This is a genomic window from Microbulbifer variabilis (genome assembly GCF_052467165.1).
In genome coordinates, this window is record NZ_CP174301.1 from 3,579,491 (window position 1) to 3,592,772 (window position 13,282).

14 protein-coding genes are annotated in these 13,282 nt (G+C 54.0%); 2 read left to right on the forward strand and 12 right to left on the reverse strand.

Going from position 1 to position 13,282, the window contains the following annotated elements; translation table 11 throughout:
* Positions 1-22: 22 nt before the first annotated feature.
* From ndk to trmJ, 10 genes are all read right to left on the reverse strand, one after another.
* On the reverse strand, positions 23-451 hold the full coding sequence (gene ndk / locus ACJJIP_RS15930; RefSeq protein ID WP_282951468.1) for a nucleoside-diphosphate kinase: 429 nt from the start codon (positions 449-451) through the stop codon (positions 23-25).
* 203 nt (positions 452-654) lie between these two features.
* Complete coding sequence (iscX, locus tag ACJJIP_RS15935) at positions 655-849, reverse strand: Fe-S cluster assembly protein IscX (RefSeq protein ID WP_020412167.1); 195 nt, start codon at positions 847-849, stop codon at positions 655-657.
* 28 nt (positions 850-877) lie between these two features.
* Positions 878-1,216, reverse strand: coding sequence for an ISC system 2Fe-2S type ferredoxin (gene fdx / locus ACJJIP_RS15940; RefSeq protein WP_020412166.1), 339 nt, complete (start codon positions 1,214-1,216; stop codon positions 878-880).
* A gap of 50 nt (positions 1,217-1,266) precedes the next feature.
* Positions 1,267-3,138, reverse strand: coding sequence for a Fe-S protein assembly chaperone HscA (gene hscA / locus ACJJIP_RS15945; protein ID WP_444945559.1), 1,872 nt, complete (start codon positions 3,136-3,138; stop codon positions 1,267-1,269).
* A 78-nt stretch (positions 3,139-3,216) separates the two neighbouring features.
* Positions 3,217-3,747: a Fe-S protein assembly co-chaperone HscB gene (hscB, locus tag ACJJIP_RS15950; RefSeq protein WP_020412164.1), complete on the reverse strand. Its 531-nt coding sequence runs from the start codon at positions 3,745-3,747 to the stop codon at positions 3,217-3,219.
* Between the two features lie 126 nt (positions 3,748-3,873).
* On the reverse strand, positions 3,874-4,224 hold the full coding sequence (gene iscA / locus ACJJIP_RS15955) for an iron-sulfur cluster assembly protein IscA (protein ID WP_020412163.1): 351 nt from the start codon (positions 4,222-4,224) through the stop codon (positions 3,874-3,876).
* A gap of 14 nt (positions 4,225-4,238) precedes the next feature.
* Positions 4,239-4,661 carry a Fe-S cluster assembly scaffold IscU gene (gene iscU, locus ACJJIP_RS15960; RefSeq protein WP_020412162.1) on the reverse strand — a complete coding sequence of 141 codons (423 nt, stop codon included), beginning with the start codon at positions 4,659-4,661 and terminating at the stop codon, positions 4,239-4,241.
* A 27-nt stretch (positions 4,662-4,688) separates the two neighbouring features.
* A complete protein-coding gene (locus ACJJIP_RS15965) occupies positions 4,689-5,903 on the reverse strand; it encodes an IscS subfamily cysteine desulfurase (protein ID WP_026304945.1) in 1,215 nt (404 codons plus the stop codon).
* Positions 5,904-5,966: 63 nt separating this feature from the next.
* Entirely contained in the window at positions 5,967-6,443 is a 477-nt protein-coding gene (gene iscR, locus ACJJIP_RS15970; RefSeq protein WP_026304944.1) for a Fe-S cluster assembly transcriptional regulator IscR, read from the reverse strand.
* 105 nt (positions 6,444-6,548) lie between these two features.
* Positions 6,549-7,340, reverse strand: coding sequence for a tRNA (cytosine(32)/uridine(32)-2'-O)-methyltransferase TrmJ (gene trmJ / locus ACJJIP_RS15975; RefSeq protein WP_051089477.1), 792 nt, complete (start codon positions 7,338-7,340; stop codon positions 6,549-6,551).
* A gap of 134 nt (positions 7,341-7,474) precedes the next feature.
* Between trmJ and ACJJIP_RS15980 the strand changes: the two genes are divergently transcribed.
* Positions 7,475-8,278: an inositol monophosphatase family protein gene (locus ACJJIP_RS15980; protein ID WP_020412158.1), complete on the forward strand. Its 804-nt coding sequence runs from the start codon at positions 7,475-7,477 to the stop codon at positions 8,276-8,278.
* 72 nt (positions 8,279-8,350) lie between these two features.
* On the opposite strand, the gene ACJJIP_RS15985 is transcribed toward ACJJIP_RS15980, so the two are convergent.
* On the reverse strand, positions 8,351-10,354 hold the full coding sequence (locus ACJJIP_RS15985; protein WP_444945560.1) for a hybrid sensor histidine kinase/response regulator: 2,004 nt from the start codon (positions 10,352-10,354) through the stop codon (positions 8,351-8,353).
* Between the two features lie 677 nt (positions 10,355-11,031).
* Here ACJJIP_RS15985 and ACJJIP_RS15990 point away from each other — a divergent pair.
* Positions 11,032-12,192, forward strand: coding sequence for an acyl-CoA desaturase (locus ACJJIP_RS15990; RefSeq protein ID WP_020412156.1), 1,161 nt, complete (start codon positions 11,032-11,034; stop codon positions 12,190-12,192).
* A gap of 79 nt (positions 12,193-12,271) precedes the next feature.
* Here the strand turns inward: ACJJIP_RS15990 and ACJJIP_RS15995 are convergent, their stop codons facing one another.
* Complete coding sequence (locus ACJJIP_RS15995) at positions 12,272-13,276, reverse strand: alpha-L-glutamate ligase-like protein (protein WP_020412155.1); 1,005 nt, start codon at positions 13,274-13,276, stop codon at positions 12,272-12,274.
* Positions 13,277-13,282 lie beyond the last annotated feature (6 nt).

Here is a 13,282-nt window from a genome sequence, read left to right on the forward strand (position 1 = left end):
CAGTGCGATTTCAGCACACAAATTAAGCGCGCGGACAGATTTCGTCGTCAGCGAAGAAGTAGCTTACTTCGCGGGCAGCGGACTCTGCGGAGTCAGAGCCGTGTACTGCGTTGGCGTCAATGCTGTCAGCGAAATCAGCGCGGATGGTGCCAGCAGCAGCTTCTTTCGGATTGGTAGCGCCCATCAGCTCACGGTTTGCCAGGATAGCGTTCTCGCCTTCGAGAACCTGTACAACAACCGGGCCGGAAGTCATGAAATCAACCAGGTCTTTGAAAAAAGGACGCTCTTTGTGCTCAGCGTAGAAACCTTCAGCTTTTTCGCGGGACAGGTGCACCATCTTCATGGCAACAATGCTCAGGCCAGCTTTCTCAAAACGGCTCTCGATTTCACCGATTACGTTTTTGGCTACTGCGTCCGGCTTGATGATGGAAAGGGTACGCTCCAGGGCCATGGTTATCTCCAATGTGATTTTTCGTTACTGAACTTACATACAGAAAGAGCAACCTGCACAGTTGCTCTTTCCTGATATTCCTTCCGTACCCACCGGGCCGGGGGTACTCAAATTTTGATCACCGCATTTCGCGGCCGGCGGATTATACGGGGTATTGATCGACTTTTGTACTCCATTACCAATACTCGGTTAACTCCACTCAACTACTCTCGCTCTTCAATCCAAGCGGCCTGGATCGCCTCCAGGATCTTCTCGCCACAGCGATCAGGGTCATCATCAAACCCCGGTAATGCCATTACCCAGTTACGCAGATCGACGAAGTTAACGGTAAGTGGGTCCACCTCTTCGTGAGTGTCGCAAAGTTCAATGGCGATATCGTGAATGTCAGTCCACTTCATTATTTGGCTCCCCCAATACCCGCACCGATCAGTGCTTTTCCGAAACCTGGTTTATTGTGTACTTGGGAATCTCGACTACCAGGTCTTCATCCTCAACGATGGCCTGACAGGAAAGACGAGATTCGGGCTCCAGCCCCCAGGCCTTGTCCAGCAGATCCTCTTCCAGCTCATCAGGCTCCTCAAGGGAATAAAAACCCTCGCGTACGATGACATGACAGGTGGTACAGGCACAGGCCTTCTCACAGGCATGCTCAATTTCAATATCGTTGGCCAGCGCTGCATCTATTACGCTGACACCACTCTCCGCTTCCACGACCTTACCCTCAGGGCAAATTTCGGCATGGGGTAAAAATACAATCTTCGGCATGGGTACTGACTCTCTATGGTCTCAATCCGACGGGGCTGTGCCCCAGCCGCTTATTTATCGAATTCATCCAGGCTGTGGCCCTGCATCGCTCGCTTAATCGACACATCCATTCGCCGGGCAGCGAAGGGTTCCGACAGCTTATTCAGAGCTTCCATACGACGACGAATCTCTTCTGCATCGCCACCGTTATGGGCCAGACGCAACGCCTCCATAGCAAGTTCCAGCTCGTTTAATTCATTTTCCTGCAGCAACTGAGCACCATTTTCACGCAGTGCAACCAGCAGGCTTTCCAAGGTACGCTCTGCCTCTACCTGTGCCTCACGCAGTGCGCGCAGGGCAATATCTTCTGCAGCATGGGTATAGGAATCCTGCAACATACGGGCGATATCCTTGTCCTCAAGCCCGTAAGAAGGCTTGACTGTGATATCTGCACTGACACCACTGCTCTTCTCCACGGCACTAACTGACAGCAAGCCATCCGCATCCACCTGGTAAGTCACACGGATATGAGCCGCACCTGCCACCATCGGCGGGATACCGCGCAGCTCAAAGCGCGCAAGTGAGCGGCAATCGCTCACCAGCTCCCGCTCTCCCTGCACTACATGGATAGCCATCGCTGTCTGACCATCCTTAAAAGTGGTGAACTCTTGAGCCTTAGACACCGGAATCGTCGTATTGCGCGCGATCAATTTTTCAGTGAGGCCACCCATGGTCTCGATTCCAAGCGATAGGGGAATCACATCCAGCAATAACAGCTCATCATCAGATTTGTTGCCCACAAGCATATCCGCCTGCAAGGCCGCACCAATAGCAACAACTTGGTCCGGGTCTATTTCTGCATGAGGCGCTCGGCCGAAATAATTCTCGACCCGCTCACGCACCCGCAGGGTACGGGTAGAGCCACCTACAAGCACTACCTCCTGCACCTCCTCAACGTCGATGGCAGCATCGCGCAGAGCGCGCTTGCAAGCGCGTAAGGTTTTATCAATCAAGGGATCCAGCAGTGAGGCCATAGTTGCCCGGTCGAATACACCCTGCCAATCTCCCTGGCTCACCTCCGCCTGTTCGGCATTGGCCAAGGCTTCTTTCGCCGCACAGGCACTATCGAGGAGCTGGCGCTGGGTAGCGGCATCCAGGTCCGTACCCAGACCTGCCTGTTCAGCTATCCAGGCAGCGATGGTACGATCAAAGTCATCACCACCGAGTGCGGTATCACCACCAGTCGACATCACTTCGAAAACACCACGGGACAGGCGTAAAATGGAAATATCGAAGGTACCACCACCGAGGTCATAGACTGCTATAACCCCTTCCTCGCCCCTGTCCAGGCCGTATGCCACAGCCGCCGCCGTAGGTTCATTGAGTAGACGCAACACTTTCAAACCTGCCAGCTTGGCCGCATCTTTGGTGGCCTGACGCTGGGCATCATCAAAGTATGCCGGCACGGTAATCACCGCACCATCCAGCTCACCGCCATCCTTGCCGCATAGAGCCTCGCGGCCGCGCTGAGCCAACTTTTTTAGAATCTCCGCAGATACCTGTACCGGGTTTACCGGGCCGGCAGCAGTTTCGATGGAAGGCATACCCCCATCGCTGTCAGCGAAGTGGTAAGGCAACTGCTCACCAAGACTTTTGACATCTGCCACCCCACGCCCCATCAAGCGCTTGATGGAGATCATGGTGTTGTATGGGTCCTGCGCGGCCCGTGCTCGGGCCTTGGCACCCACGGTGATAGTCTCGCTGCCGTAGTGTACCGCCGAGGGCAGTATCACTCTGCCCTGCTCGTCGGCGATGGCCTCTGCTGAACCACTACGCACAGTCGCCACCAGCGAGTTGGTGGTCCCCAGATCAATCCCCACAGCGTACTTGCGCTGGTGAGGATCGGGGCTCTGTCCCGGTTCGGAAATTTGCAGTAATGCCATTGCTAATCTCTTCTATCGTCAGGGTGGCGTTGCCACGGCACAATCAGTGCCATATCCCAAGTTATTATCAATTGTCGCTCAGTAATCACCGAACAGATCGGCTTCCAGTTCTTCAATCTGCAACTGCAGCTTCACCAGGAACTGTTGTTTGCGCAGGGAGCCCTCGGCCTCAACCAACTTGCCAGCATCAAAAACCTCAGCAAATTGCTTTTGCTCATTGCGGAATAGGCCTTGCACTTCAACGGCAAGCTCTTCAAGGGCGGAGGCTGGATCGGGTTGCTCCCGTACCTCTTCGAGGCGTTCACGCAGCAACATCTGCTGCATCAGGAATTCCGTATCGGCGGTAGTCTGCTCCGGCGGTACTTCCACGCCGGCCAACTTAAGTAGATATGCGGCGCGCTGCACCGGGTCGCGCAGAACGGTGTGGGCTTCATTAATCTGTGCCGCCATCTGGATAGCCAGCAGCTGCTCACGCTCAGATTTGGAAGCGTATTTATCCGGGTGGAATTCCCTCTGCAATTCCCGATAGCGCGCTGCCAGGGCGTTGCGATCGAGTTCAAAGGTGGGCTCAAGCCCGAATATTTCGAAATGGGTCAGGTTGGTTGCCATCTCAGTTCACCTACCGGCACTGGGCCTTAAAAACTGGGCGGCGGCGCCCCCGCCCGGCAGTCGCTACCGGACCAATAAAAAGGCCGGCATGCACAGTGCACCCGGCCTCGCTGCGGCGAGTTCCGATTAAACGTGGAAACTCTCTCCGCAGCCACACTCATTTTTCACGTTAGGGTTGGAGAAGGTAAAGCCTTCGTTTAGCCCCTCTTTGACAAAGTCCAGTTGGGTTCCATCGAGGTAAACCAAACTTTTGGGGTCGACGATCAGCTTTACATCGTCCTGCTCGAACACCACATCTTCGGCTTCTGTCGAGTCGACAAATTCCAGTACATAGGCCAAGCCTGAGCACCCGGCGGTCTTAACTCCTACCCGGATACCGATACCTGTGCCGCGCTTGGCCAGCTGACTCTTGATGTGAGTCTTGGCGGCCTCGGTCATGGTAATAGCCAAAACAATACCTTCACTGCTGTAGGGCACATAGCCCAGTAGAATTAACCTGCGGCGGACTCTTTTGCTTCACCAGCATTGGCAGATTCACCGCGTTTTTCACGAATATCGCGCACCGCAGCCTTGATCGCATCTTCCGCCAGTACCGAGCAGTGAATTTTTACCGGGGGCAAGGCCAACTCTTCAGCGATAGCGGTATTCTTGATCTGCTCTGCCTCATCAATGGTCTTCCCTTTTACCCACTCGGTGAGCAGGGAGCTGGAGGCAATAGCAGAACCACAGCCATAGGTCTTGAACTTGGCGTCTTCAATGACCCCTTCTTCACTTACCTGGATTTGCAGGCGCATCACATCACCGCAGGCAGGTGCCCCAACCATTCCAGTTCCGACGTTGTCCGCCTTGTCATCCATTCGCCCGACATTGCGGGGATGTTCATAATGGTCAATTACTTTATCGCTATAGGCCATGACTGTTCTCCTAACTCTTGCGCGCGCTTAGTGAGCGGCCCATTCAATCTTGTTCAGGTCTACGCCGTCTTTGTACATATCCCAAAGAGGCGACAGTTCGCGCAGCTTCTCAACCGCTTTGCGCACTTCAGTAGCAGCAGTATCTACATCCTGCTCGCTGGTAAAACGGCCGAAGCTGAAACGCAGTGAGCTGTGTGCCAGTTCATCGTTCACACCCAGGGCACGCAGCACATAGCTCGGTTCAAGGCTGGCGGATGTACAGGCTGAGCCGGAAGAGATCGCCAGGTTGCGCAGGGACATAATCAAGCTCTCGCCCTCTACAAACGCAAAGCTGACATTCAGGTTGCCGGGCACACGTTGTTCCGCAGATCCGTTGATATGAACCTCTTCCATATCCTTGATTTGATTCCAGAAGCGATTGCGCAGGGCCAGCAGTCGCTCTCCTTCTTGCGCCATTTCCTCTTTGGCAATGCGGAAAGCTTCACCCATACCCACAATCTGGTGAGTGGGCAGGGTGCCGGAACGCATACCGCGCTCGTGCCCACCACCATGAATTTGTGCTTCCAGGCGCACCCGTGGCTTGCGGCGAACATACAGGGCGCCGATCCCTTTGGGGCCGTAAATCTTATGTGCGGAGAAGGACATCAAATCGACCTTCATTTCCTGCAGGTCAATCGGCAACTTGCCGGCACTCTGCGCCGCATCCACATGGAAAATTACTTTGCGGGCACGGCACAGTTCGCCAATCGCGGCAACATCGTTGATTACACCAATCTCGTTATTGACGTGCATTAAGCTCACCAAAATGGTGTCCTCACGCAGTGCTTCCTCCACCTGCTCGGGATAAACGATGCCATCCTCACGCGGGTTCAGATAGGTGACCTCAAAGCCCTCACGCTCTAGCTGGCGGCAGGTATCCAGCACCGCCTTGTGCTCGATCTTTGAGGTGATAATGTGCTTTCCACGGCCCTGATAGAAATGGGCCGCACCCTTGATAGCCAGGTTGTCGGACTCGGTGGCACCGCTTGTCCAGACAATTTCACGCGGATCCGCATTAATCAGCTCCGCCACTTGTCGACGGGCATTTTCCACTGCCTCTTCCGCTTTCCAGCCGAACAGGTGGGAACGGGAGGCCGGGTTTCCGAAATTGCCTTCCATCGTCAGCTGTTCCGCCATTTTTGCGGCGACGCGCGGGTCCACCGGACAGGTAGCTGAATAATCCAGATAGATGGGAAGCTTCATAGTCATACCGTTTCCGCTCAATAAATCTCTAATACCCCGTCCCGGCCCCAACCGGGCCGGCACTTATAGTCCGCCAAGTACGGCGATGCGCTCTTCCGGTGTCTCACGCATATCCTGTCGACGCGCTACTTCCTGCACCTCCGCACGAGCCACAAGGTTGGCCAGGCTGATACCACTCAGAAAACCGTGAATCTGGTCGCTTAAATCAGACCAGAGATAGTGTGTCAGGCACTGTTCGCCATTGGCGCAATCGGCATTGCCACCGCAACTGGTGGCATCCACAGATTCATTTACCGCATCGATAATCTGTGCCACATAAATTTCTTCGCCGTCACGGGCCAGGCGATAGCCGCCACCGGGACCACGTACACTGGAAACCAAACCAGATTGGCGCAGGCGGGAAAACAACTGTTCCAGATAAGACAGGGAAATACCCTGGCGCTTGGAAATATCCGCTAGGCTGATCGGCCCACGCTCTGCGTGTAACGCCAGATCCAGCATGGCGGTGACCGCATAGCGGCCTTTAGTAGTCAAACGCATATCAGCTCCAAACTGATGTACAGCCTTTTCCGATCGGGGCGCGAGTATGGAATAACCCAGCACTACAGTCAAGTATATAACCCCCCGCCCAACTCGGGTATTTACCTAGTCGGGGCGCCCCTTACCTCCTGTGCGATGGATGTAATTCTGGATAGAGGTCAGCATGCCGCGGAGGATACCCAGCTCCATATCATCAGGGCGCACTCGACTAAATAGTCGACGCAAGCGGGTCATAGTCTGACGGGGGTTGTCAGGGTCGATAAAGCCCAGCTCGCCGAGGGACTCCTGCAGGTGATCAAAATACAGTTCCATATCGCTGGCCTTGGCTGGGGGGCGATCCCAGTCGGCATAGTTCAGCGGCTCCCCCTTTTCGGCCTCCAAGGCGGCCATACGCACTTCGTAAGCCAGTACCTGCACAGCAGTTGCCAGGTTCAGGGAACTGTATTCCGGATTTGCCGGGATATGTACATGGAAGTTACAGGCCTGAAGCTCTTCATTGGTAAGCCCACGGTCTTCGCGCCCAAAGACCAGCGCCACCGGGTGGCTTGGCGCCTCCGCGACCGCTCGCTCACCACATTGGCGCGGGGTCAGCAGTGGCCAGGGTATACGGCGCTCTCGGGCACTGGTTGCCACCACCAGACCACAATCCGCTACCGCTTCCTCCAGGGTATCTACAACCACAGCGCTATCCAGCAACTCCGCCGCCCCCGCCGCGCGCCAAATTGCGTTGGCCGCCGGGAATTCACGCGGAGCCACCAGGTAAAGTTGGCTCAAGCCCATATTCTTTAACGCGCGCGCCGCACCTCCGATATTACCGGGGTGGGCACTGTTAACCAAAACCACGCGCACATTGTCGAGCGCATTGAGCGGAGTCGTATCTAAAGGGGACTTGGCCATACTGAAGTAATAAATCGGTGTCATGGGGGCGCGCGAGTGTAGCAAAAATGGATGGGAATCCCTACAATCGCGTCCGCTGCGGTCAACTCGCAGTCTGCTTTTTAACCCCTTCAACCACTTAGTGCGGAATAGTTATGGAACCCATGCTAAATATTGCCCTGCGCGCGGCGCGCAAGGCCGGAGAACTGATCGAACGGGCCTGGGAGCGCGGCGACCTGATGAAATTCGAGGAGAAAGCGCGCAACGATTTCGTCACTGAAGTGGACAAAGCCAGCGAGCAGGAGATCATCTATCACCTTCGCAAGGCTTATCCCAAACACAGCATTCGCGCTGAAGAAAGCGGCTTGCTGGAGGGTGCGGAACCCGATTACGAATGGATTATCGATCCTCTCGACGGCACCACTAACTTTATCCATGGCGTACCCCAGTTTGCGATTTCCATCGCCTGCCGCTATCGCGGTCGCATTGAACATGCCGTGGTGCTGGATCCGATTAAACGAGAGGAATTCACCGCAAGTCGTGGTCGCGGTGCTGCTCTGAACGGACGCCGCATCAGGGTATCCCCGCGCCAGGGCATGCGCGGAGCGCTGATCGGTACTGGCCTGCCCTTTAATGGCCCGGCCCTGGAAAACATCGACCCCTACCTATCCGCCCTGAAAGAAATCGCCGGGCAGACCGCTGGTATCCGCCGCCCAGGCGCCGCAGCCCTGGACCTGGCCTATGTTGCAGCTGGTCGCTTTGACGGTTTCTGGGAAATGTACTTGAACACCTGGGATATCGCCGCGGGCTCCCTGCTAGTAAAAGAGGCAGGCGGCCTGATCAGTGACTTCCGCGGAGGGGAAGACTACCTGGATTCCGGCAATCTGGTGTGCGCCACCCCCAAAGTATTCAAGCCCCTGATACAAATCGTGGGCAAGCACCTCGGTGGTATCCGCTAACCCCGCGATATAAATTACCCGGCTAATGGCCGGGTAATTTACAACTTTTCCTCAGTACAACCTGAGTGCATTTCAGGTAGATCGGCCTGCACTCACAAGGCTCTCCGCCAGCACTTTCGAAAGCTGCACAAAATCGAATTGATCCGGCAACATTGGGTGACTCTCCCCTGTAGGATTTTCACCAACCAACACAAAACGCGTCGACCGAGTGGAAATATCCTCCTCAAGGATACGCACCAGGTCCGCCGCAGACATACCCGGCAGTTCACTGTGAAACAGCAACACTTCGGGATGCATAGTTCGCGCAATAAAAATCGCCTCCACAACATCAGTGGCTACCAGGCACTGGATCTGCGGGGTATCTTTCAACATTTCTTTCAACCTGCTCGCAGCTGTAGGGCGGTTATCCACAAGCAATAGGCGCCCCTCAGGCAAATGTGACGGCGCCTCCGGCTGGGCAGAAAAAGACATCAGCGCGTCAGGAGCATCAATCATGGGAAACTCGATCCAAAAAATCGATCCCTGCCCCTCCTGGCTATCAAAATCAATGCGCCCACCCATGGCCTCGGTCAAGCGCTTGGCAATCGCAAGCCCCACACCCGTGCCCTCAATATGACCTTTTTCCTCGCCCAGCCTATTAAATGGCTCGAACACTTCGGTACGCCGCTCCGGTGGGATACCTTTACCCGTATCGAGGATACTCAAGCGTAACCAGCCTTCAGCCTCTGGGGCAAAGTTGATAATGACGCGACCATTTTCCCGGTTGTACTTCACCGCATTGCCGGCGAGATTGAGAACCACCTGTTTATAGCGCACCGGATCCGCGCAAATATATGCGGACTCCCAACCCAGAGGCTCAAAAACAAGGCTCACCCGGCGAGTTTCAGCCAGGGGCTCAAGTAGACGCTTGCACTCGGCTACAAGCTCCGCAGGGCGAATGGATTCCATTGACGGACCGAGGCGCCGGCTATCAATACGAGCCAGTTCGAGCACATCCCCAACCAAGTGCAACAAATGCTGGCCGGCGCGACGAATCTCTCCCAGCCTCTGCCGCTGGTCCGAATTGAGGGTCTGGTCCAGTTCCACCATCTGGCTATAGCCCAGTATCGCATTCAGTGGGGTACGCAGTTCGTGACTCAGACTAAAAAGCAGATCTGCACGATGCGCATTCTCTTCGCGCTGCTGCTGTAGCTCCCGCTCCACTCGCGATAAAGTCTCGCGGCTACCACTGATATCCTGCAGGGTACCTAATACCCGTACCGGCTGGCCGCGACTGTTGAGCTGGGCCTTACCCCGGCAGCGCACCCAGACAATACTTCCATCAGAACGCCACAGGCGAAATTCAACATCAAGGGGAAGGCGCTCACGCACGTGGTCCTGCATGGCCTGCTCGACCCGGGAAACATCTTCAGACAACACCCTGGCCTTCCACTGTGCCGCAGCCGAACGCCCAATACTGCGAATGGGGCTCACCTCATAACCGAGTATGCTCCAGCAGGCATCGTCTAACACCATCTCATCTGCACGCAGATCCCATTCCCACAAGCCATCGCCAACACCAGAGAGAGCCTGTAAGGGGCGCTCAGCCGGTAGGTTTGAAAGATAGCTCTGTGACAGGGCTTCACTGTAATCGGCACAGCTGCCGATAGCGATTGTTCCATTGGAATCACTGCTGTGAATCGTCCTGCCCCATACCCTCAGCCAACGCAACTGGCCTGAGACATCATAAGCGCGGAAACAAGTATCAAAGTAGCCACCAACACCGTTAATCTGCTCACGCAAAGCAAAAATACGATCGCGCTCATCTATATGGACCTGGCGCAGCTCACTGCCAGTCCAAAGGGATTCCAATGCACCGCGGGCGCTGTCTGCAAACAGGAGCCAAATATCTCCCTGGGCTCTCTGGGCACCGGTTTTCAAATGCCACTCCCACAGCCCGCAATCTACATCCTGCAATAATCCCTGCAGGTTCGCAGCTTGTCGGGTAAGCCGAGCAGCATCCAAAGTGTGCAGCTCATCGGAGGTAGCCAGCTGGAATAGGAGGGGAGGTTGGCCTGAAACTTGTGACTCGGACACACTGCGCTCAATTTGTTGGTATTCGCTTGCGGTAGAAATGGGTCATTTATACCGAGTAGTAAAAAGGGCGTCTATTCACCCGGCAATAACATCTGCGGGAATTCTACAAGAGGTCACAAACTTAAAGAATTGTTTCAAACGGAAATGCTGTGACAGATAAAAAAGGCCCCGCAAAGCGGGGCCGTAATCAGCGATGATGAGAGAAAACGGGAAGTTACTCAGAGGAGACGGTTTGCCATAACCTCGTGCATTCTTCCCGAAGTGCGGGTCATGCTTCCCGCACAATTAGTCAAAGCAATTGCCATGCCAACTATTGAAACTCCAATATCTCGGGGGCCGACAGTCCAGCACCTTAATTAATATCCTGACAATCGTGAACCAATAAGTGACTTCAGCTTCTTCTTTTGCGCCGGAATAGTGCACCAGATCCTACCGAATAACACTTACTGAAGTGAGATACCAACCTCTAGGCATCTCTCGCCACTGGGAATCATGACTCAGCCTATCAACCAGCAGATTGGGAATTAACCGCCAACCTCCGACTTGCTCAACGACTATCTTTGAATCAATGTGACTAACAAGGTGGCGATAAAGCGGGGTTCCAAGGCAGATTTTTCCATGGAACTGAGCGTCAATTTCACCATTTCTACCTGGAGCAGTTTGAACCGGAACAAAACATGCGCACAGCCTCTACCGTTAACTCAGATAAACGCAAATGCTTTTGGATTCCCACAATACTTTTTTCCAGTACCGGCTTTTTAGCGCTGACTGCGGTGCCTATCTATGGTGTGATCCATGGCTACCATTGGTATCAGTGGCTTGTTTTTGCCGTGTACGGCGCCCTATGCAGTTTTTCGGTTGCTGCAGGCAACCATCGTATGTGGTCGCATCGGAGTTATGAGGCACACTGGTCATTACGCCTTTTATTTGCCTTATTTACTGCCGCTGCACTGCAAAACACCACGCTAAACTGGTGTGCCGCCCACCGTCATCACCATCGCCACATTGACGATAATGACCGAGACCCCTATTCAGCCAAACGCGGCTTCTGGTTCTCCCATATCGATTGGATGATGCACGACTACCCGAGTGGTCGCCTGGATTACAAAAATGTGAATGACCTGAAACGCGATAAGATCGTTATGTGGCAGTTCAACCACTACGTACCCATTACCCTGGCAATGAATATCGGCCTACCTATCGCACTGGGAGCTTTGACCGGCGATATTATTGGTATGTTTTTGCTTGCCGGGGTATTGCGTGTAGTCGTTAATCATCACACCACATTTATGATTAATTCCCTCGGACACATGTGGGGAAAGCGCCCATTTCGCACAGACATCACTGCACGGGACAACCCCTTCCTCAACCTGTTTACTTTTGGTGAGGGTTATCACAACTACCATCACACATTCCAGATTGACTATCGAAGTGGTATTCGCTGGTACCAGTACGACCCAACCAAGTGGATGGTCAAGGTGCTGAGCTGGGTCGGTATTACCCGAAATCTGAAAAAAGCAGCGACGATTCAGGCCTATAAGGCACACCTCACAACTTTGTTTGAAGAAGCCAGACAGAGACTGGCTGACTCCCGATACAGAGAGTTTTGGCAAAAATGGCTAGCGAAGGAGGAACAGCATCTTGCCGACGTAAACAGCAAGTGGAGCAACTTACAAATCCGTCGAAATAATAAAGCGCGGCAAGAGCCCCCACCCCGGTGGGAACTGAAAGAAATCCAGACAAAAATCCGGGAATTAGAATATTCCCTAAAAATGCAGAGTAAACGCTTAAAGATGGTGATGAATCAATTTCACTTATGCCCTCTCACAGCGACCTAGAGGGCAGCCTGCTTCATCTACAAATCCCGGCAAGCATTAGCATTGCCGGGATCAAAATTTTCAAGTGGCAAGACTCCCCCTAAAACCCTTTGTCAGCCGCAAATTCGCGCATAGAAAAAGCCACCCGCTCATCCACATTTTTATTGAGCATATCCTCATCCAGCTCCTCAATAAACTTAAGGCGCCGTCGCAGACCGACGCCATTGGCTACCTGAATGGCGAGGCCGGGACGAGCATTAGCTTCCAAGAGAAGCGGGCCCCGCGCGCGGTCCAGGACAATATCGCAACCCAGGTAACCTAGATCAGTCATTTCATAGCAACTTGCCGCCAAACGCACCAGATCATACCAGCCCGGTACTTTTAACTGATCGAAATGCACCTCGGTATCCGGGTGACGATTAATCCGTAGACCCCGCTGCACAGCGTGACAGCTATTTCCGGTAGCCAGGTCGATGCCAACTCCAACAGCCCCCTGGTGCAAATTGGCCTTACCATCGGAGTCGTGAGTGGAGCAACGCAGCATCGCCATCACCGGAAACCCACGGAAAACAATCACACGGATATCCGGCACGCCTTCAAAGGAGTAGCTTTGGAAGACCGGATCGAAATCCACCAGAGACTCCACCATTACCCGGTCGGGCTTGCCTCCGAGACTGTATAGGCCGCTGTGGATATTATTAACGTGGCGCAAAATATCCAATGCTTCGATTTCCGAGCCGGAAATTTTCTTGTATTTATCACCATTGCGCCCCGCAATCACCAGGATGCCTTTGCCCCCGGATCCACGTGCCGGCTTAATCACAAACTGCCAAAGGGGGTCAATCACTTCCATAACCCGCTTGCGACTGGCAGGAGTCTCAAAGGCCTCAATCAGTTCAGGCACAGGGATTCCCGCCTTTTTTGCGGCGTGCTTGGTATTCAGTTTGTCATCAACGATGGGATATTTTTTACGGTCGTTGTAACGCGCGATGTAATTAATATTACGCGCATTCATACCGAGCACACCGATATCGTTCAAGGTCAGCGGTGAAACTACTCCACCGCGTACCTTATTGATCATATGCTTGAACGAAAAGTGAAGCATAACAAC

Coding starts and splice junctions, on each gene's coding strand:
- ACJJIP_RS15980 (WP_020412158.1), top strand. CDS start 7,475: ATGGAACCCATGCTAAATATTGCCCTGCGCGCGGCGCGCAAGGCCGGA.
- hscB (WP_020412164.1), bottom strand. CDS start 3,747: ATGGCAACCAACCTGACCCATTTCGAAATATTCGGGCTTGAGCCCACC.
- ACJJIP_RS15965 (WP_026304945.1), bottom strand. CDS start 5,903: ATGAAGCTTCCCATCTATCTGGATTATTCAGCTACCTGTCCGGTGGAC.
- iscX (WP_020412167.1), bottom strand. CDS start 849: ATGAAGTGGACTGACATTCACGATATCGCCATTGAACTTTGCGACACT.
- fdx (WP_020412166.1), bottom strand. CDS start 1,216: ATGCCGAAGATTGTATTTTTACCCCATGCCGAAATTTGCCCTGAGGGT.
- ACJJIP_RS15990 (WP_020412156.1), top strand. CDS start 11,032: ATGCGCACAGCCTCTACCGTTAACTCAGATAAACGCAAATGCTTTTGG.
- ACJJIP_RS15995 (WP_020412155.1), bottom strand. CDS start 13,276: ATGCTTCACTTTTCGTTCAAGCATATGATCAATAAGGTACGCGGTGGA.
- ndk (WP_282951468.1), bottom strand. CDS start 451: ATGGCCCTGGAGCGTACCCTTTCCATCATCAAGCCGGACGCAGTAGCC.
- trmJ (WP_051089477.1), bottom strand. CDS start 7,340: ATGGCCAAGTCCCCTTTAGATACGACTCCGCTCAATGCGCTCGACAAT.
- iscR (WP_026304944.1), bottom strand. CDS start 6,443: ATGCGTTTGACTACTAAAGGCCGCTATGCGGTCACCGCCATGCTGGAT.
- iscU (WP_020412162.1), bottom strand. CDS start 4,661: ATGGCCTATAGCGATAAAGTAATTGACCATTATGAACATCCCCGCAAT.
- hscA (WP_444945559.1), bottom strand. CDS start 3,138: ATGGCATTACTGCAAATTTCCGAACCGGGACAGAGCCCCGATCCTCAC.